This window comes from Pseudovibrio sp. Ad37, from assembly GCF_001623075.1.
Classification (GTDB): Bacteria; Pseudomonadota; Alphaproteobacteria; order Rhizobiales; family Stappiaceae; genus Pseudovibrio.
Map to the genome: position 1 here is coordinate 1 of NZ_LMCF01000091.1, position 18,155 is coordinate 18,155.

At 52.6% G+C, this 18,155-nt stretch carries 18 protein-coding genes and 1 pseudogene; 13 read left to right on the forward strand and 6 right to left on the reverse strand.

The window, feature by feature from the left end; translation table 11 throughout:
* Positions 1–162: 162 nt before the first annotated feature.
* The 12 genes and pseudogenes from PsAD37_RS14620 (at position 163) to rbsK (ending at position 10,415) form a co-directional block, all read left to right on the forward strand.
* Complete coding sequence (locus PsAD37_RS14620) at positions 163–576, forward strand: hypothetical protein (RefSeq protein ID WP_063296782.1); 414 nt, start codon at positions 163–165, stop codon at positions 574–576.
* The gene (locus PsAD37_RS28795) at positions 570–743 is read left to right on the forward strand and encodes a hypothetical protein (RefSeq protein WP_208991886.1); all 174 of its coding nucleotides are present in this window, start codon (positions 570–572) and stop codon (positions 741–743) included. Before PsAD37_RS14620 ends, PsAD37_RS28795 begins: the two co-directional genes overlap by 7 nt.
* A 97-nt stretch (positions 744–840) precedes the next feature.
* Positions 841–1,827 (forward strand): annotated as a pseudogene (locus PsAD37_RS14625) (ABC transporter permease).
* Positions 1,828–2,063: 236 nt separating this feature from the next.
* On the forward strand, positions 2,064–2,531 hold the full coding sequence (locus PsAD37_RS14630; RefSeq protein WP_208991887.1) for a hypothetical protein: 468 nt from the start codon (positions 2,064–2,066) through the stop codon (positions 2,529–2,531).
* A gap of 11 nt (positions 2,532–2,542) precedes the next feature.
* Entirely contained in the window at positions 2,543–3,301 is a 759-nt protein-coding gene (gene kduD / locus PsAD37_RS14635; RefSeq protein ID WP_063296783.1) for a 2-dehydro-3-deoxy-D-gluconate 5-dehydrogenase KduD, read from the forward strand.
* Between the two features lie 91 nt (positions 3,302–3,392).
* A complete protein-coding gene (kduI, locus tag PsAD37_RS14640; RefSeq protein WP_063296784.1) occupies positions 3,393–4,229 on the forward strand; it encodes a 5-dehydro-4-deoxy-D-glucuronate isomerase in 837 nt (278 codons plus the stop codon).
* A gap of 378 nt (positions 4,230–4,607) precedes the next feature.
* Complete coding sequence (gene rbsD / locus PsAD37_RS14645) at positions 4,608–5,027, forward strand: D-ribose pyranase (protein WP_063296785.1); 420 nt, start codon at positions 4,608–4,610, stop codon at positions 5,025–5,027.
* A 41-nt stretch (positions 5,028–5,068) separates the two neighbouring features.
* The gene (locus tag PsAD37_RS14650; protein ID WP_063296786.1) at positions 5,069–6,562 is read left to right on the forward strand and encodes a sugar ABC transporter ATP-binding protein; all 1,494 of its coding nucleotides are present in this window, start codon (positions 5,069–5,071) and stop codon (positions 6,560–6,562) included.
* A gap of 5 nt (positions 6,563–6,567) precedes the next feature.
* The gene (gene rbsC / locus PsAD37_RS14655) at positions 6,568–7,512 is read left to right on the forward strand and encodes a ribose ABC transporter permease (RefSeq protein ID WP_063296787.1); all 945 of its coding nucleotides are present in this window, start codon (positions 6,568–6,570) and stop codon (positions 7,510–7,512) included.
* A gap of 29 nt (positions 7,513–7,541) precedes the next feature.
* Positions 7,542–8,423, forward strand: coding sequence for a ribose ABC transporter substrate-binding protein RbsB (rbsB, locus tag PsAD37_RS14660; protein WP_063296788.1), 882 nt, complete (start codon positions 7,542–7,544; stop codon positions 8,421–8,423).
* Positions 8,424–8,492: 69 nt separating this feature from the next.
* On the forward strand, positions 8,493–9,488 hold the full coding sequence (locus PsAD37_RS14665) for a LacI family DNA-binding transcriptional regulator (protein WP_057465237.1): 996 nt from the start codon (positions 8,493–8,495) through the stop codon (positions 9,486–9,488).
* A 9-nt stretch (positions 9,489–9,497) separates the two neighbouring features.
* Positions 9,498–10,415: a ribokinase gene (gene rbsK, locus PsAD37_RS14670; protein WP_063296789.1), complete on the forward strand. Its 918-nt coding sequence runs from the start codon at positions 9,498–9,500 to the stop codon at positions 10,413–10,415.
* A gap of 128 nt (positions 10,416–10,543) precedes the next feature.
* Here the strand turns inward: rbsK and queF are convergent, their stop codons facing one another.
* The 5 genes from queF to PsAD37_RS14695 all read right to left on the reverse strand — a co-directional run bounded on the left by queF (position 10,544) and on the right by PsAD37_RS14695 (position 15,833).
* On the reverse strand, positions 10,544–11,011 hold the full coding sequence (queF, locus tag PsAD37_RS14675; RefSeq protein ID WP_057465235.1) for a preQ(1) synthase: 468 nt from the start codon (positions 11,009–11,011) through the stop codon (positions 10,544–10,546).
* Positions 11,012–11,083: 72 nt separating this feature from the next.
* Entirely contained in the window at positions 11,084–11,824 is a 741-nt protein-coding gene (queE, locus tag PsAD37_RS14680; protein ID WP_063296790.1) for a 7-carboxy-7-deazaguanine synthase QueE, read from the reverse strand.
* On the reverse strand, positions 11,803–12,159 hold the full coding sequence (queD, locus tag PsAD37_RS14685; RefSeq protein WP_063296791.1) for a 6-carboxytetrahydropterin synthase QueD: 357 nt from the start codon (positions 12,157–12,159) through the stop codon (positions 11,803–11,805). The genes queE and queD overlap by 22 nt, the downstream gene beginning before the upstream one ends.
* Complete coding sequence (queC, locus tag PsAD37_RS14690; RefSeq protein ID WP_063296792.1) at positions 12,159–12,857, reverse strand: 7-cyano-7-deazaguanine synthase QueC; 699 nt, start codon at positions 12,855–12,857, stop codon at positions 12,159–12,161. The genes queD and queC overlap by 1 nt, the downstream gene beginning before the upstream one ends.
* Positions 12,858–13,076: 219 nt before the next feature.
* Complete coding sequence (locus PsAD37_RS14695; protein ID WP_063296793.1) at positions 13,077–15,833, reverse strand: hypothetical protein; 2,757 nt, start codon at positions 15,831–15,833, stop codon at positions 13,077–13,079.
* 299 nt (positions 15,834–16,132) lie between these two features.
* Between PsAD37_RS14695 and PsAD37_RS14700 the strand changes: the two genes are divergently transcribed.
* Entirely contained in the window at positions 16,133–17,119 is a 987-nt protein-coding gene (locus tag PsAD37_RS14700) for a zinc-dependent alcohol dehydrogenase family protein (protein ID WP_063296794.1), read from the forward strand.
* A 37-nt stretch (positions 17,120–17,156) separates the two neighbouring features.
* Here the strand turns inward: PsAD37_RS14700 and PsAD37_RS14705 are convergent, their stop codons facing one another.
* Positions 17,157–18,029, reverse strand: a complete 873-nt coding sequence (locus PsAD37_RS14705) for a DUF1989 domain-containing protein (RefSeq protein WP_063296795.1) — start codon at positions 18,027–18,029, stop codon at positions 17,157–17,159.
* Positions 18,030–18,155 lie beyond the last annotated feature (126 nt).

An 18,155-nucleotide genomic window follows, 5' to 3' on the forward strand; every position in this document is an offset into this window, starting at 1 on the left:
ACTGACCGACCGGACACTTCGACCATCCCGTAAAACAAGACGGCGGATCTTGGCTGCACTTTCCATCAATATCACCCGTTCATGCCCCGCGCTAAATGCACGGATCCTAACAAACAGGTGGGTCAATCTTAAACGCTCATAACCCACCTAACCGGGTCAATTTTGCATGCCGATTCACAGAACCCAGATGGTCGTCGTCTCAGCCTCGTGCTGGAAACCCGCTGGGACATCCAGGGTGAGCTGCTCGAAGTGGTCCGTACCTACTGGCAGAATGTTGGCATTGAAGTTCTGGTGCGTATTATCGATCGCACCTTGTATCAGCAGCACGTTGATACGGCAGACTTCGATCTGGTCCTCGATATGTTTGATCGTTCCTCCGTCATTACAGCTGGCCCGCTTCGTTTCCTCGGTCGCTATGGCTTTGCACCAAGCTACTTCAACTGGTGGAGCACCAACGGTAAGGCCGGCGAAGAGCCGCCGAAAGATCATCTGATCAGAGAAGTCTGGAAAGCTTGGGAAAGCGCCCAGACCGCACATAACCTTGAAGAAGCAATGCCTATGCGCAGCAGATGGTGACCTTGCACAAGCAATACGGCTGGCATGTGGGGCTCGTTGGAGAAACGCCTGCAGTCTACGTGCGCAAAAACAGCCTGAAAAACTTCCCTGCGGGGTTCGTCCACGACGACGCTTTACGCGGCGTTGGCCTCGCATATCCGCAGCAGTTCTATTTCTCCCAAGATTAACCTGCCTTGCGGTTGAACTGGCGGCGGCGATTCCGATGCCGCCACCAGTTCACAACTTCAATGCTTCCTTGCAAGTACAATAAAACGGAAAAGGGATATGGCAGGTTATATTGCGCATCGCCTACTGTGGTCGATCCCGACATTGATCGTTATTACGATTGCCACATTCGTTATCATTCAGCTTCCACCGGGTGATTACGTAACAGCATACATTGCAGAACTGGTAGAAACTGGCGAAGTTATTGATGCGGAAACAGCTGCTCACATACGTCATGAGTTTGGTTTGGACCGTCCAATGTACGAGCAGTTCCTCACATGGATCGGCGGAATTCTGCTTCATGGTGACTTCGGGCTGTCTCTCGACTGGAAACTCCCGGTATCTGAGCTGATCTGAGACCGTATCGGTCTCACCCTGCTGATCTCCATGCTCTCATTGTTGATGACATGGGCGATCGCTATTCCTATCGGCGTATATTCCGCCACGCGTCAGTATTCATTCCTCGATCATCTGTTCACCGTTCTTGGCTTCCTCGAGCGCGGTATTCCGGACTCCCTCCTCGCCTTGGTGCTGATGTGGATGGGCTTCCTCTACTTCAACTTTCACGTTGGTGGATTGTTCTCGCCAGCCTACGAAAATGCACCGTGGTCCTTTGCCAAGTTCGTTGACCGTCTCTCCCACCTCTGGGTGCCGGTGCTTGTACTGTCTACCGGCGGTGCTGCTGGCCTGCTGCGCATCATGCGCGCCAATATGCTGGAAGAGCTGGGCAAGCCGTATGTTGAGACCGCCTACGCACAAGGCTTAAGCGAACGACAGGTCGTCTGGCGCTACCCTGTGCGCGTTGCACTCAACCCGTTCATTTCCACCGTTGGCTGGGCTTTGCCTGCACTCATCTCTGGCGATGTCATCACAGCCGTGGTGCTGAACCTCCCAACAACCGGCCCACTGCTTCTGCGCTCCTTGCAGAATCAGGACATGTATCTGGCTGGTGGCTTCATTCTCATACTGAGCGTCTTCACCATCATCGGCACGTTGCTTTCAGACATCTTGCTGGTGCTGACCGATCCACGCATTCGTCATTCGTGAGGGCACTATGTCAGAGCAAACTTTAAGTGATACTGCTGTTGAACCTGCAGTCGAGGTGAAGGAGAACTCCTCCTACACCGCTAAGCCACTGACCCTGAGCTAAATGGGGGACGCTCAGCACTTTCTCCCGCGATGGCGGCGATATCGAGCGCATTCGCTTCTCCAACTGTACAGTCCAGTGTGAGCAAACGCCGGACGGGTTCTGGGGCAGTGGAGAGGCCATCACCATCAACGCCTTGCCACGTGTGGCAGGTGATGTCCCTGGCTACGTGCGCGATGTATCTGCCGATGGCATCACGGGGCGAGCACAAGGGACGATTAACATTGTTGGTCACGAAACCCAGAAGATCGAGAGTGTCTCGCTCAGCAACATCCAACTCACATTGGAAACCGGCAAGTTCTCGGATGCCTACTATCTCGATCTGCGCCCAAGCCCGCACGATGTGAACCTGCTTGATAATCCCGAGCAAGGCCGCCGCAACGCATGGGTTAAAAATGAGGCAGGGCAAGTCCTTGGCCTTGAACCCTATCTGAACGGATTGCCGGGCCTCTGGCTGGATCATGCCAACAACGTCCGTTGCAATGATGTCGTGATCCACAGACCCGCACCGCTGCCGAAGGGCTGGTCGACGGAAGAGGCGGAACTCGGCCACGTAACCAACGTTTGCTTCAGCAAACCTGCAAGTTCTCACAGTGTTGTTTAGGAATAGGACATATGCTGAAACAGTTTGATTTGAATGGAAAAACCGCAATCGTAACCGGCTGTGACACAGGCCTCGGTCAGGCTATGGCCGTTGGTCTGGCAAAGGCGGGCTGTGATGTGGTCGGCGTCAACGTGGTTGAGCCAAAAGAGACAGTGGACTTGATGGCGGAAACTGGCCGCAAGTTCTTCGATCTGCGTGCTGACCTGAGTAACAAGGAAGCGCTGCCGGGCATCATTGCTGATGCTGTCGCGGCCACTGGTCAGGTTGATATTCTCGTCAACAACGCAGGCATCATCCGCCGCGAAGAGGCTCTGGATTTCTCAGAAGACGACTGGGATGCGGTGATGAACCTCAACATCCGCTCACTCTTCTTCCTCTCTCAGCTGGTTGCAAAGCAGTTCGTGAAGCAGGGCAACGGTGGCAAAATCATCAATGTTGCTTCCATGCTTTCCTATCAGGGCGGTATTCGCGTGCCATCCTACACCGCCTCCAAAAGCGCTGTTCTGGGCCTGACCCGCGCGCTGGCAAACGAGTGGGCAAAGCACGGCATCAACGTCAACGCAATCGCGCCGGGTTACATGGCGACCAACAACACCACCGCCTTGCGGGCCGATCCAGACAGAAACCAAGCGATCCTTGAGCGCATCCCGGCAGAGCGCTGGGGCGAACCGACGGATGTCGCAGGACCATGCGTCTTCCTCGCGTCTGAGGCAGCCTCGTATGTCAACGGCTTCACCATTGCTGTCGATGGCGGCTGGCTCGCCCGCTAACTGAAACACAAAGCCAAAAGCAAATAACGCGCAGTTGAAAAACTGAGCGACTGGAAAAGTGCGCTCAATTGCCGAATTTTAGTAGATCACCATGGAAGTAAGACAAGCAATTCACAGCGACCAAGCTAAAACATTGGATACAGAAGGCCTGCGCCGTGAGTTCCTCATTGAAAGCATATTTGCTGCCGATGAAGTCACCATGACCTACAGCCACGTAGATCGCATCATCATAGGTGGTGTGATGCCACTGAACACAGAAGTCGTATTGGTGGCAGACTACGGCAAGAAGCTGGGCGTTTCCTACTTTTTGGAACGTCGCGAAATCGGCTTCATCAACGTGGGCGGCCCGGCTGTCATCACAGTAGATGGTGAAACCTACGAAGTCGCACAGGAAGAAACGCTTTACATTGGTATGGGCGCAAAAGATGTGTCTTTCAAAAGCATCGATAAGCAGAACCCGGCCAAGCTCTATTACAACTGCGCCCCGGCTCATAAAACCTATCCAAACAAGAAGGTCACACTGGCAGAAGCCTCTCCGGTCACTCTGGGCGATGCTGAAAACTGCAATGAGCGCACGATCAACAAGTACTTCGTGCCGGATGTACTCCCAACCTGTCAGCTGCTCATGGGCATGACCAAACTGCATCAGGGCTCCATCTGGAACACCATGCCAGCGCATACCCATGATCGTCGTATGGAAGTATATTTTTACTTCAACATGAAGGAGGATGCCGCAGTGGTGCATATGATGGGGGAACCGCAGGAAACCCGCCATTTATTCGTTCACAACGAACAGGCAGTGATCTCCCCAAGCTGGTCCATCCATAGCGGTGTCCGCACCCAGTCCTACACCTTCATCTGGGGAATGACCGGTGAAAATCAGGAGTTCACCGACATGGACCACATTGCAGTTCCTGATCTGAAGTAAACAACATCTAATCTTTGAAATGACTCAAGCCTCGCTCTGAAAAGAAGCGGGGCTTTTTGCTTGCCTGAAGGATGTTCGGTTCAATATCCTCAAGATCTAAGTACGGAAAAATAGGCGCAAATTGTCTCAGTTGTCGGACAGGCTCTTGCTTTTAGCGTGCTTCAGGCGGCCAGAGTGCATCCGCAATAAAGCCATATAACCTCTGATATTTTTGCACTTACCTCTCATTGTTCAGGTCAGACGCTCTTTCAGTATGCCTGAATTAAACTGGAAGAATTCCAGAAATTGACTCGCGCAAACGTTTGCGCAAACGGTTGCGTAACCCATGCGCGCCTGCTAACGTCTCTTCAATCGAGACAACGCGGAGGAACTGCTGCAATGAAGAAGGGCGTACTTTTAAACGCTCCGGTCTCTAGCATTATCTCTCATATGGGCCATGGGGATGGTCTGTGTGTTGGAGACGCCGGGCTCCCAATTTCCAAGGATGTCGAGCGCATCGACCTTGCCATTACAAAGGGTTTGCCAGGCATGCTGGAAACGGCAAGCGCGATCACAGCTGAGATGCAGGTAGAGCGGGTTGTCATTGCTGAAGAGCTGATTGAACACCAGCCAGCCTATCACATGCGCTTGCAATCATTGATTGCTGAAATCGCAAAGTGTCAGGGCAACAGCGTAGAGACCACAACTGTCTCTCATGAGGAATTCAAGGCATTAACTGGTAAATGCCGGGCGGTGGTGCGCACGGGAGAATGCACGCCCTACGCCAATGTGATTTTTTATTCAGGCGTAACGTTCTGAGGGAAATCTGAGATAATTCGGGCTTTGGGAGAGGACACCCAGTGACAACCCTTCTTGAACTTCAGGGAATTGAAAAATCCTTCTCCGGGATCAACGTGCTCAAATCCGTTGATCTGACGATCCAGGCTGGGCGCGTTGTGGCGCTGGCCGGTGAAAACGGAGCCGGTAAATCAACCCTGATGAAAATTATATCGGGCATCTATCAGCGTGATGCAGGCACGGTGATCTATAAGGGCAATGAGGTCAAATTCACCACGGCACGTCAGTCCATGGATGCCGGAATTGGCATTATCCACCAAGAGCTTAATCTGCTGCCTGAACTGTCCGTTGCTGAAAACATCTATCTGGGCAGGGAACCCACCAAACTGGGCAAAATCCAGTGGGATGTGATCGAGCGGGAAAGCAAAAAGTACCTCGCTCAGCTGAAGCAGGATATCGATCCTAAAACGCCACTGGGTAAGCTCTCCATCGCACAGCAGCAAATGGTTGAGATCGCCAAAGCGCTCTCGCTGAACGCTGAAGTGATCATTATGGATGAGCCAACAGACGCGCTCACCGATATTGAGACAGCAATCCTGTTTGAAGTCGTGGACGAGCTGCGGGCGCAAGGCAAAGGTCTGGTGTTCATCTCACACCGTTTGGGCGAAATCTTCCAGATGTGTGATGACATCGCCATCCTCCGTGACGGTGAAATGGTCCATCAGGGGCCGGTCTCTGAAATCACCGAGGACGACCTGATTCGCCACATGGTGGGCCGTGAACTCTCCGATCAATATCCATTCGTACCAGCCGTTCCAGGTGATGTACGTATTGAAGTTGAAAAGCTTACTGCCCACGGCGCAAAGGAAGTCTCCTTTACTGCACATGCAGGTGAAGTTGTCGGCTTTGCAGGCCTTGTTGGAGCAGGGCGCACCGAGCTTGCAAAGGCGATCTTTGGCGCCAATCCAATCCAAAGCGGCACCGTCAAAATCGACGGCAAGGAAATCCGCCTCAAATCACCACAGGATGGTGTGAAAGCGCAGATCGGTTACGTCACTGAAGATCGTAAACAGGAAGGCCTCGTTCAGTCGCAGGAGCTTGGCGCGAACATGTCCCTCACAGGGCTGGACCGGTTCTGCAATGCGCTCGGGTTCGTCAACAAAGCCTCTGAAGCCGTCACCATCAGCGAATACATCGAAGCGTTCGCCATCAAGACCAGAGATGCAAACACAATCATCTCCAATCTGTCAGGTGGTAACCAGCAGAAGGTCTCCATCGCCAAGTCACTGGTGCCGGAACCCAAGGTCCTCATTCTTGATGAACCCACACGCGGTGTGGATGTTGGCGCAAAACGCGAGATCTACACGCTCATCAACAAGCTGAAGGCAGAAGGGCTCTGCATCCTGCTGATCTCCTCCGACATGCCAGAGCTTCTGGGTATCTCTGATCGCATCCACGTCTTGTCCAGCGGCAAGCTGACCGGATCGTTCGCACGAGCCGAAGCCACTCAAGAAAACATTATGCGCTGCGCCGTTGCTGGCCAAACAAACGGGTAAAACAGATGAAGCTCAACGACTTTATCAGTGAAAACAAGTCTCTGATTGGCCTTATCATCCTGATGGCCGCAGTGTCCTTCGCCAATGCCAACTTCCTTGGCATCGACAACATGCTCAACATCCTGCGTCAGACATCAATCAACGCAGTCATCGCCATGGGCATGACCTTCGTGATCCTGACGGCGGGTATCGATTTGGCGGTTGGTTCCATTCTGGCCTTTGCGGGTGCCATCTGCGCAAGCCTCATCGGCATGGACACACCGCTCATCATCGCACTGGTTGCCACCATCATGGTTGGCGCGGGCCTTGGTGCAACAAGTGGCGTGATCATTAGCTACTTCAATGTCCAGCCGTTTATTGCAACGCTGGTTGGTATGACCATGATCCGCGGCGCGACGCTGGTCTATACGCAAGGCCGCCCGATCTCCACCGGTTACTTTGATGTGGCTGAAAGCTTCTATCAGTTTGGTGGCGGTTACATGTTCGGCATTCCGAACCCGGTGATCCTGATGGTGGTTATCTTTGCGCTCTGCTGGTTCGTTCTCAGCCAGACCCGCTTTGGTCGTTACGTTTATGCCATTGGCGGCAATGAAAACGTGGCCCGTCTGTCCGGCATCAATGTCAAAAAAGTCAAAATTCTTGTCTACGCCCTCAGCGGAGCACTCGCAGCACTGGCAGGCATCATCCTGACAGCTCGCCTTGAATCTGCACAGCCAACAGCAGGTCTGGGATACGAGCTCGACGCAATTGCAGCTGTGGTTCTTGGCGGCACAAGTCTTGCGGGCGGTAAAGGCCGGATCTTCGGCACCATCATTGGTGCCCTTATTATCGGTGTATTGAATAACGCACTGAATATTATGGATGTTTCATCCTACTACCAGATGATCGCGAAAGGTGCGGTTATCCTTCTGGCGGTTGTCGTCGACAGCCGTGGCAAATCAAACGCGTGAGCAATCAAACTGAACCTCGGGAGGTTTCTATGAAAAAACTAGTAAGTTTGGCAGCAGGTGCTGCTCTTCTTCTCGGCTCCACAGCAGTATCAATGGCACAGGACACACTGGCTCTGGTCGTGTCCACCCTGAACAACCCGTTCTTTGTGACCTTGAAAGAAGGTGCTGAAGCACGCGCAAATGAGCTCGGCTACAAAATTGTTGTCCTCGACAGCCAGAACGATCCAGCAAAAGAACTGGCAAACGTGGAAGACGTACTGAGCAAGAACGTTTCGATCCTGCTCATCAACCCAACAGACTCTGACGCTGTTTCCAGCTCCATCCGCGCTGCAAACCGCAAAAACGTACCAGTGGTCACACTCGACCGTGGCGCAGCACGTGGCACGGTGGAATCCCACGTGGCTTCCGACAACATCCTCGGCGGCGAAATGGCTGGTGAGCTGATCGTTGAAACCCTGCGCGGCAGTGGCAAGATTGTTGAGCTGGAAGGTGTTCCAGGTACTTCTGCTGCACGTGATCGTGGCACTGGCTTCAAAAAAGCAATGCACGGCGCTTCTGGCATCGAGCTTGTTGCTGTACAGCCAGCAGATTTCGACCGCACCAAAGGCCTGAACGTGATGGAAAACATCCTGCAGGCACAGCCAGAAATCGATGCTGTTTTCGCACACAACGATGAAATGGCTCTGGGCGCGATTAAGGCAATCGAAGCGGCTAACCGCGACATCCTCGTTGTTGGCTTTGATGGCACTGACGACGGCGTAAAAGCTGTTGAAGAAGGTACAATGCTGGCAACTGTTGCACAGCAAGCTGGCATGATCGGTTCCATCGGCGTCGACACTGCGGACAAAGTCCTCAAAGGTGAAAAAGTTGATGCGTATACCCCAGTTGCGCTGAAGCTTGTTACCAAGTAAGTGCAAGTAATCTGAATAAGATCGGGTTTGGCGTAAGCGCCAGACCCGACCCTTAAAACCGGAGCGGAAATGGTCAGTATCAAGGATGTTGCACAAGCTGCGGGGGTATCCGCATCTACAGTGTCTCACGTGATCAACGAGACGCGCTACGTTGCACCCCTGACCAAACAAAAAGTCGAGGAAGTTATTCAGGCTCTCGGCTTCCAGCCAAGCATGATGGCGCGCGCGCTAAAGGTAAAGCGCACCAACATCATCGGCATGCTGGTTTCAAGCAGTTCCAACCCTTTCTTTGCTGACGTTGTGCGCGGTGTGGAAGAGGGGTGCTACCAACACAATTTCAGTCTTATCCTGTGCAATTCAGGTCATCAGTCCGACAGGCAGCTGGCAAACCTCAACACTTTGCTTCAGCGCCGCATTGATGCCCTCATGGTGATGACCACCAAGACAGACCCGGCGCTGTACCAGCAGATCAGCAAGCTCGGCAAACTGCCCAAAGCCATTCTGGATTCTGCCCCGCACCCAAACGCCTGCACTTTGCAGGATGACTCCGTACTGGGTGGCAGATTGGCTACAGAACACCTGATCAAGCGCGGCCTGACCAAAATCGGCTGTCTTATGGGGCCGGAAGATCATCCCCGTTCTATTGAACGCTACAAAGGTTTTGAAAATGCCATGAACGCTGCCGGGTTGCCGGTAGAAAGCAAGTGGCAAGCCGCAGGCCTTCTCACCGCATCCAGCGGGTATGAAGGCATGAAGCAGATACTGGACGCTGATAGCCAGCCCGAAGCCATCTTTGCCTTCAACGATTTGATGGCAATGGGGGCGTACCGCGCCATTCACGAACGTGGCCTGCGCATTCCAGAGGATATCTCCGTCATCGGCTATGATGATGTCGAGTACGCCTCCTACATGGCGCCAGCGCTCACAACCATCAAACAGCCCAGCTTCGAGCTTGGGTTGAGCGCTGCAGAAGCGCTGATCAATCATCTGGAAGAAAAGACAGAGATGCCGCCAGTCATCCAATTGGTGCCTGAACTGATCGTCCGCAGCTCTGTTGTTAACTAGGAAGTATTCATGTCCATCGTCATTGTCGGTTCCATCAATGTTGATATCACAACCCGTTCTGACCGGTTGCCGCAGCCGGGCGAGACACTGCATGGACACAGCTACGCCATCAACCTGGGCGGCAAAGGCTGCAATCAGGCCGTTGCAGCATCAAAGCTGGGTGGTGATGCACAACTGGTAGGCCGCATCGGTAAAGACGGGTTTGGCGACATCGCAGCCCAGCACCTGAAAGACATGGGCGTCTCAACCGAACATGTGCATCTGGATGAAAACCACGGCACCGGCATCGCGGTGATCGGTGTGGACGCAAATTCCGAAAACAGCATCACCGTGATTGGTGGCGCAAATCTTGCTGTTGACGAAAGCGATCTGGAACGCACATCAGATGTGCTGAAGAACGCTAAAATCATGCTGATGCAGCTGGAAATTCCGGTCGCAACGTGCCTGAGCGCCGCTAAAAAAGTCCGCGCGTCAGGCGGCAAAGTGATCTTCGATCCAGCGCCTGCACCCGTCGATGGTCTGCCGGAAGGTTTCCTGCAAAACGTAGACGTTGTAACACCGAACGAGACAGAAACCGAAATCCTCACAGGCTTCCGCCCATCCAATGCAGAAGAAGCAGCCCATGCTGCAAACCTGCTGCATGAACAGGGCGTTGCGGCCGCTGTTGTGAAACTGGGCGCACGCGGCGTTTACTTCAAGGATGAGACAAGTGAAGGATTCGTGGAGCCGTTCAAGGTGAACGCGATCGACACTGTGGCAGCAGGAGACTGCTTCAACGGCGGTCTGGCGTATGCGCTGGATAGCGGCAAATCTCTGGCTGAAGCAGTCCGTTTCGCAGCAGCGTGCGGTGCACTCTCCACCACCAAACATGGTGCAGCCACATCCGCGCCAACACTGGTTGAAGTCGAAGCTCTGATGGGTGCATAGAGCGCGTTCCATTTGATTGAATTCAATCAAATGACAAGAATTCGCTATGCTCTAAGGCCTTTCAGAAAAGCAAAGTTGGGGTTGGCAGCCTTTTCGCAACCCCAACTGAGTACATCCTAAACAGATATCTAGCCGCGACCGCGATAGGTCGGCACGCCCTGTTCTGGAATCCAGACGCCTTTTGGCTCTTCACCGGTCTGGTAGAACACATCAATCGGAATACCACCGCGCGGATACCAGTAACCGCCGATGCGCAGCCAGATCGGGTTCAGTGTGTCAACAAGGCGCTTACCGATGGACACAGTGCAATCTTCATGGAACGCACCGTGGTTGCGGAAGGATGTCAGGAACAGTTTCAAAGATTTGCTCTCAACCAGCCACTGGTCCGGCACATAATCAATCACCAGATGAGCAAAATCCGGTTGATTGGTAATCGGGCACAGGGAGGTGAACTCAGGTGCTGTAAAGCGAATTGCATAAGGCGTGCCCTGTTGTGGGTTTGGAACCCGTTCCAGAACCGCTTCTTCAGGGGACTGCGGCTGAACAGTATCACCGCCCAGCATGGTCAGATTTTTATAGATATCGTCGTTGCTCATTGTTCTCTCGAATTCTTCGTTCTCATGCATTTCCGTCATCAAAGGCTGATCATCAACTTGCCGGAATATGCTTTAAACACCGCGCTTGTTGCCCCACAGCAGCACATGCAGCTGTGGCAGAATGCGTGGCTTGAACCATTGGTCGGAAACAGTTTTGTCCACCAGCCAGTGCATGCGATCCATGATGCCGTCCATGTCAATGGTCGCATCATCCTCCTCAGGTGGAGGAGGGGTATGGTTCCCCGGTTGCAGGTACATCGGCAGATAAGGGTAGCGCTCACCAACGTCCTTGGCCCAGTCGTAATCGACATCATCAAACACAACCACTTTGATCACGCAGGTGGTCGAGTTGAGGGCTGCATCCAGACAGGCATCGAACTTGTCCCAATTGACAGTTTCACCAGAGGAAGGCGGCTTCGGGCTCAGCACCAGCGTGTCCAGATCTGCAAACCAGTCCCGTGCAACTGATCCCTGCGTCTCGATTGCGAATTTGTAACCCTTCGCTTTACCGAGTGAGATCAGCTTTGAGAAATCCTGAATGGCAGGGTTGCCGCCAGAAAGGGAAACCGTGATCGGTTGATGACCGGACAGTTCCTCAATCTTGTGCCAGACGTCCGCACTGTCCATCTGGTCCCAGGTATGACGATAAGCGCTGTCCACCGCATGCAATGTATCACACCAGCTGCAACGATAATCACAGCCGCCAGCGCGTACAAACACGGTCGGTTCACCAATCAAAGCACCTTCACCCTGAATGGTTGGTCCAAAGATCTCACTGATACTGAGTTTACTCATGGTCGGTATTCCGCCCATGTTTTCGGCGTTTCACTCACACGCACTGCGCAGGTTTCCGCCCAGTGCCCTTTGCAGAACTCATAGATGGTCCTGGCGAGATACTCAGAGGTGACCTGATCGTGTCCAAACACCTCATTGAGGTGGCGGTGATCCAGCTCATCATCAATGAAACGCTTGAGCGGCTTCAACTCAATGAAGTCCACCACAAAGCCGTGTTCATCCAGTTTCTTGCTGGCAAGTTCAATCACCACAATGTAGTTGTGGCCATGCAGGCGCGCGCAAGGGTGCCCCTCCGGCATTTCGCAGAGTTGGTGCGACGCTGAGAAGTGAAATTCCTTGGTGATTTTGTACATTAGGCTTCCGCTCGTTCCACTACGGATTTCCAGTAGTGGGGATCCGCGTATTCTGTTGGGTCCTCAACACCTGCCAGATCAAAGGCTTCACGCCGTTCAACACAGGTGCCGCACCGCCCGCAATGTTTCTCTCCGCCTTTGTAGCAGGACCAAGTGTCTTCAAACGGCACGTTGATCCGGGCACCTTCTGCAACGATGGCACCTTTGGAGATTTCTACAAATGGCGTGTAAAGGCTCACATTGGCATAGCCGTCCAGAGCCAGCTTCTGCATGGCTTCAAAACTTTTGATAAAGTCAGGGCGACAGTCCGGGTAGATGAAATGATCACCCCCATGAACCGCCGCAGCCACAGCATCGGCCTGCTGAGCAGCCGCAATGCCAAAGCCGATAGACAGCATGATTGCGTTTCTGTTGGGAACCACAGTGACCTTCATGTTCTCTTCGGCATAATGGCCGTCGGGAACATCAACATCATCGGTTAGAGCGGAGCCGCTTAAATGCGCTCCTATCTGGCTCATGTCCAGAATATGATGTGGCACACCAAGTTGCTTTGCAGCATGCGCTGCATAGTCCAGCTCTTTTTTGTGCCGTTGGCCATAGTCAAAAGAGACGAGGCCGAGCAATTCGTTTTCACGCGCAACCTTGTAGGCAAGCGTGACCGAATCCAATCCGCCTGAGCAGATTACGATAGTCTTCATAAGGTTTAGTCCTTGTTTTCGCTGTTGCCGGGTAGGCTGCGACCGGCACTCATTGCTGAGCAAATCGGTAACTACCAGACTAAAACCTCAAGGAAAAGGACTAATTCACCCTCTGCATACATCTCATGGATAACCTGCTGAGTATAAATGCAAATAACACTTTAAAGTTGCGCGTAATGTGCCCTGCGACCACATGCGGTGCCGCAGGGTTCGTATGCATCAGGACGCGAGGGTCAGCAGTTTAACTTCAAGCTGCACCAGAACGGGCCTCAGGACATTGATGTCATTGTCCAGTTCGCTGAAGGGATGCCGCCTGTAAAGCTTGATCGCCTTGTCGCTGTCGAGCCGTGCCAGCAAGGGCCGCACAAGGCGTAACGCCTCTTCGCGGGCCTTTTTGCGCTCTGTCAGTGATTTCTTGCTGTCACCGATGACCTGCGCATACGTTCGCAGTTCACCTGGTATGATTGGCTTTGATACGCAGGTGGTGAACCGCTTTAAACTGCCCGCATTGACGTAATCTTCGCCAGCTTCTTGCTGGCTGGCTACACCGGTGATGAAGTCACCTTCAGCAAACGCCTTTGCAGATTCCATACGCGTGATAGCCTTCTCTGCGGCTTTAACGACATCCTTGGCGATGTCTTCTCTAAAGCCTGTCAGCTCGCCGCGCATGGCATCATACATGCCCTTCAGCTCTTTCAGCCGGTCCATGTTTTCATCATAAGAGGAGTTTACTGCGCATTCCTGTTCAAGCAGCTTTACCTCTGTCAGTAGATCTTTGAAACGGGTCGGATCGAAAGTGGCCTCGTCAATACGGGGGAAGCCTTTCAAAAGTGCCTTTGCACCTTTCCAGCTCTTGGACTTCGCGGTGAGCATTTCCAGCTCATCCTTCATAGGGCCAGAGGTTTCATTGAATTTGCCCTTGGCAACCTTGCGGTCAATCTCAAGCTGAACACCATTTTTGTAGTCTTCTTCGATTTTCTCAAAGAACTCATCCCCTTCAGGGGTGGTGACAGGTCCATCCACATCCTCGCCAAGCAGCGCTACACGAGCTCTCAGCTCTTCAACATACTTGTCCGCTTTAATCTTGACGGTATTCACCTGTGAGATGGCTTCTTTCACATCATCAACAGTGGCAGCGTTATGAGCGGTGACTTTCGCCTGTTTCAGTTCCAGCTCCAGCTCACCGTGATAGACTTTCTCCTGCTTGGGCTGCCAGATCTTCTTGAATCTCATGGCAAGCTCAGGGCGAGCTTTACCCAGCCTGGCAAGCAAGCCCGGAATTTCCTTGAATATCTTCTCAATCGGTTCCAGCTTCATCTCAAAGACCTCTCTGAAGGCGAGGGATTCCTCGAGCTGTCTCAGGAGTGGATGAAATCGTGTACCTTCCAGCTTGTTGCACCGACCGAGAGCCTTGTTGATGTTCATATCCGGTGCTTGTTCGCGTAAGAGACGGATATCCTCTTCAAGGTTCATCTTGGCTTCAACGTAATAAATCGCTTTCTTGCCGGATTTGGTGGTTGCAACTTTATCAAGCATCTTCTGCGTGCGTGTTTGAAGGTCATCATATCCGGTTGGATTGGAGTTGATGCCTTCCAGAATGTCTTCTGTCTTGATAAACTCTTCAAGTGCAATGGCTTCCATACCTGTCACACCCGATAACCGCATTTCATCTAAAAACTCAAAAGATTCCAAAAGCTTGTTGATCGTCGCACGGGGAACAGCCTTAACATCCTTGCCGCGGGGTCGCTTCGGCATTGTTGCCATGACATCTTTATCCAGCCCTTCAGTATCAACAGCGCGAGCACGGGCTTCAGTCTTGCTTTCTTTGGTAACCACCTGATGGTCTGCATCAAACACGACAAACTTCTCAAGTTGTTTTCGATAGGCCTGGGTGCGTACATCCAGATTTTTCTCGGCCCATTCCTCTTGTTTGATCCACCTTTCACGGCGTTCAGCCTTAGCCTTGAGACTCGCGATAACGCGCAGGGTTGATGAAAGGTCGCGGGAACTTTCACTTTGATAGTCACGGAGTTCTTCAAGCGTATCTGCAGCAGCAGTTGTTGGCTGCGCCATGGTCATGCTTTCGCACAGGGTCTCAATGTATTTGGCCGAGCTGCGCAGTTCCGGCAGAGCTTTTTTACAGGCCTCCGCATCTGACATAAGCTCTGTCCAGCGCGCATCTGATGGCCGTGACACCGCATCCTGATACTGGTTCATTTCGATGAGAAGGCTTGTTCCCAATCCAGTATAACCAGCGTCCTGCAAATTAAAGATGATCTCCTTCACCTTCTTAACATCCTGACCAATCAGAACCTGGTCTTCGTTACTGACATAGGTTGCTGGATGCACTTGGGCATCTCGAAGAAGGTTTTTCATGTCTTTGAGCTTGCGTTCCATCTCGGACAGAGTCACTTCGCAAGCGGCAAAGTTGTAAACGCCGCTTTGAATATAGGCTTTGTCTATAAGCATCCCAACCAGCTCATTCGCGGTTGTGAAAGCCAGCTTCTCAGCTTCCAGACCCTTAAAGACCTGAACTTCCAGAAAAAGTTCTTCCTTCTGCAATTTGAAAGCTGCGATCTGATCGATGATCACCTTACTCAGCGACATGTCAGGTGAATCTGGCATGTCGATCGCTTCCATGGGATTGGATTCGAGTAAGGTCATCTCATTTTTAAGTTCGAAGAAACGTTCACTATCCTCAAATGCCAATGTAGAAGCAGCATCGTGTCGTAACTCCTGCTCAGCCTGACGACGGTCATCTTCATCCATTCGGGCTGTTGCCTGTGCAAGCTCTTCCCGTTCCCGTTCCCGTTCTGCTTCATAAACTTCGCCAAATGCATCTGCCCAGGTTGGAAGCATTTCGCCCCATAGCTTATAGATTTGCTGAGCCCAGGTTTCCTCGCTCTGGTTCATTTGGTCTTCTGCAGGAATAGGACTGGTGTCAGTGCCAGTATCGGTATTTTGATTTCCGGGCATCGGAGGTTCACTCACCTTAATTATGAGAGGTACACAAACAGGAAAACCAGCGGGCAGACGCACATGGCATCTCTGCAAGGCTCCACTCCAACAAGTCGTCGCGTGCACGCGCACCAGATTGTTATGACGGACCCAGATGAAATATGCGTTGTGATAAATGGTTCGGTTTTCTCTTATTCTTGATCTAATTCTGCGGCACAGAGCAACAACGGGGAATCGCAAACACCACGCCAGACTTTCTTAGGACAACAGCGTATAATCTGAGCACAATCCAAGCCTGCGTGAGAAGGAATGCCCTCATGAAAGCAATGGTTCTGACCGAAATTGGAAAGCCACTTGTCTTGCAGGAACGTGCTGCGCCACCAACACCGCGCGCCGGCGAAATCCTGATTGAGGTTGAAGCCTGCGCAGTTTGCCGGACAGACCTTCACGTCGTGGATGGCGATCTGACGAAACCAAAGCTCCCGCTCATTCCCGGCCATGAAATTGTCGGCAGGGTACAGGCATGTGGGGCAGGTGTTGATGACCTCACAATCGGCACGAGAGTAGGCATTCCCTGGCTCGGGCATACGTGCGGCTGCTGTTCATTTTGTCAAAGCCATCAGGAAAATCTCTGCGATCATCCCATATTCACGGGCTATACACGCGATGGCGGCTTTGCAACGCACACCATCGCAGATCGTCACTTTGCGTTTGAGTTGGACGACAAAGCCGATCCCGTATCCCTTGCTCCACTTTTGTGTGCCGGATTGATTGGCTGGCGCTCTTTAAAAAAGGCTGGCAAAGGCAAAAAGATAGGTATTTACGGCTTTGGTGCCGCTGCTCACATCATCGCGCAAGTCTGCATCTGGCAAGGCCGTGATGTCTATGCGTTCACCAGATCAGGCGACACGCAGGCGCAGAACTTTGCAAGAGAGCTTGGAGCCACTTGGGCAGGCAGCTCTGAAGACCAGCCACCCGAAAAATTAGATGCGGCCATCATTTTTGCCCCCGTGGGGCCACTTGTTCCAACAGCGCTGAGAGCTCTGCGCAAAGGTGGGCGCGTGGTGTGCGGCGGCATTCATATGAGCGACATCCCGCAAATGCCCTATGCATTGTTGTGGGAGGAGCGGGAGGTTGTTTCCGTTGCCAACCTGACCCGAGAAGACGGGCTGGAGTTCTTTCCCCTCGCCAAAAAAGCAGGCGTGAAAACCCACTGCATTCCCTACAAACTTGAACAGGCCAATCAGGCACTGGAAGATTTGCGAGGGGGACGGTTATCCGGCGCAGCTGTCCTCGTGCCGTAACACGAAAAACAACTGCCACTGGCCAAATCAAACAGGATCAGGCTTGGTGCCCGCCAGCATAACCGCTGCGTTTTGCGGCGGACCAGCCTTTCAAGCTACCCTCTGCCGGTTTGAAGATCTCGACAAGAAGCGGATAGCACGGCGTATTGTCGTCAGAGTGACTGCTGCCGCAATCACCACCCGGACAGGTGGAAAGCGCACCCAGAAGATCGATCTCCGCAAAGAACTCAATAAAATCACCCGGACGAACAGGGCTGGCTTTCATAAAGTACTGGTGAGTATCGCGGGTAAAGCCCGTGCACATGAAAACATTCATCACATCATGCACATGAGGCTCAGCACCATCTATGGAAAGACCTTTCGCATCTGCCAGTGCGCGGGTCAGGTTGGAGTGGCAACAATGGTTGTAATCCACGTTCTTGAGCATATGGTTGGTGTAAGGGTCGCAGCGCGTCCCAATCACATCATGGACGCCCGCGCCATCCTCATCCCAGCCGTACCAGTCCAGCGTGTCCTGTGTAATCGTCGCCATAGGGCGCAGATACGGCATGGTGCTCCAGAGCCGATCTCCGGTTGAAAGGTGCGAGGCGTGCAGCTGACGGGTCTTGCCGCTGAAAAACCGCTCATTAATGTCATTGGCATTCCACAAGTTGAGATCGCCAACCTGCGGGCCTTCAACGCTCACAATCCGGAAGAAGTGGCCAGCAGGCACCTTGAAATGACCGCCATCACGCGGTGGCACGACAACTTCGTCGATCTTCTCCAGGCTCTCCTTTGCCTGCTGATAAAGCTCAGCGTTATAGGCAGGCAAATGATCTACTTCGTAACAAACAATAGGAGACTTGGAGCGACGATCTTCGGAAGGAGCAGGAATGTCGGTCGTAATCGAGCGGGAGGCGATTTTTGTCATGAGCCAATGATCCTAAAAAGAGCAGAATTATTGGTTCTGATTGAACCCTCCAAATTTCAATTAATATATTGATATAATTTCACTGATCCCTTCAGTCCCGGCACCTTTCGAAGGCACCATGAAGCC

Bases quoted from the DNA above. Each gene is read 5' to 3' on its own strand.
- PsAD37_RS28795 (WP_208991886.1), top strand. From the start codon at position 570: ATGGTGACCTTGCACAAGCAATACGGCTGGCATGTGGGGCTCGTTGGA.
- kduD (WP_063296783.1), top strand. From the start codon at position 2,543: ATGCTGAAACAGTTTGATTTGAATGGAAAAACCGCAATCGTAACCGGC.
- kduI (WP_063296784.1), top strand. From the start codon at position 3,393: ATGGAAGTAAGACAAGCAATTCACAGCGACCAAGCTAAAACATTGGAT.
- rbsD (WP_063296785.1), top strand. From the start codon at position 4,608: ATGAAGAAGGGCGTACTTTTAAACGCTCCGGTCTCTAGCATTATCTCT.
- rbsC (WP_063296787.1), top strand. From the start codon at position 6,568: ATGAAGCTCAACGACTTTATCAGTGAAAACAAGTCTCTGATTGGCCTT.
- rbsB (WP_063296788.1), top strand. From the start codon at position 7,542: ATGAAAAAACTAGTAAGTTTGGCAGCAGGTGCTGCTCTTCTTCTCGGC.
- PsAD37_RS14665 (WP_057465237.1), top strand. From the start codon at position 8,493: ATGGTCAGTATCAAGGATGTTGCACAAGCTGCGGGGGTATCCGCATCT.
- rbsK (WP_063296789.1), top strand. From the start codon at position 9,498: ATGTCCATCGTCATTGTCGGTTCCATCAATGTTGATATCACAACCCGT.
- queF (WP_057465235.1), bottom strand. From the start codon at position 11,011: ATGAGCAACGACGATATCTATAAAAATCTGACCATGCTGGGCGGTGAT.
- queE (WP_063296790.1), bottom strand. From the start codon at position 11,824: ATGGGCGGAATACCGACCATGAGTAAACTCAGTATCAGTGAGATCTTT.
- queD (WP_063296791.1), bottom strand. From the start codon at position 12,159: ATGTACAAAATCACCAAGGAATTTCACTTCTCAGCGTCGCACCAACTC.
- queC (WP_063296792.1), bottom strand. From the start codon at position 12,857: ATGAAGACTATCGTAATCTGCTCAGGCGGATTGGATTCGGTCACGCTT.
- PsAD37_RS14695 (WP_063296793.1), bottom strand. From the start codon at position 15,833: ATGCCCGGAAATCAAAATACCGATACTGGCACTGACACCAGTCCTATT.
- PsAD37_RS14700 (WP_063296794.1), top strand. From the start codon at position 16,133: ATGAAAGCAATGGTTCTGACCGAAATTGGAAAGCCACTTGTCTTGCAG.
- PsAD37_RS14705 (WP_063296795.1), bottom strand. From the start codon at position 18,029: ATGACAAAAATCGCCTCCCGCTCGATTACGACCGACATTCCTGCTCCT.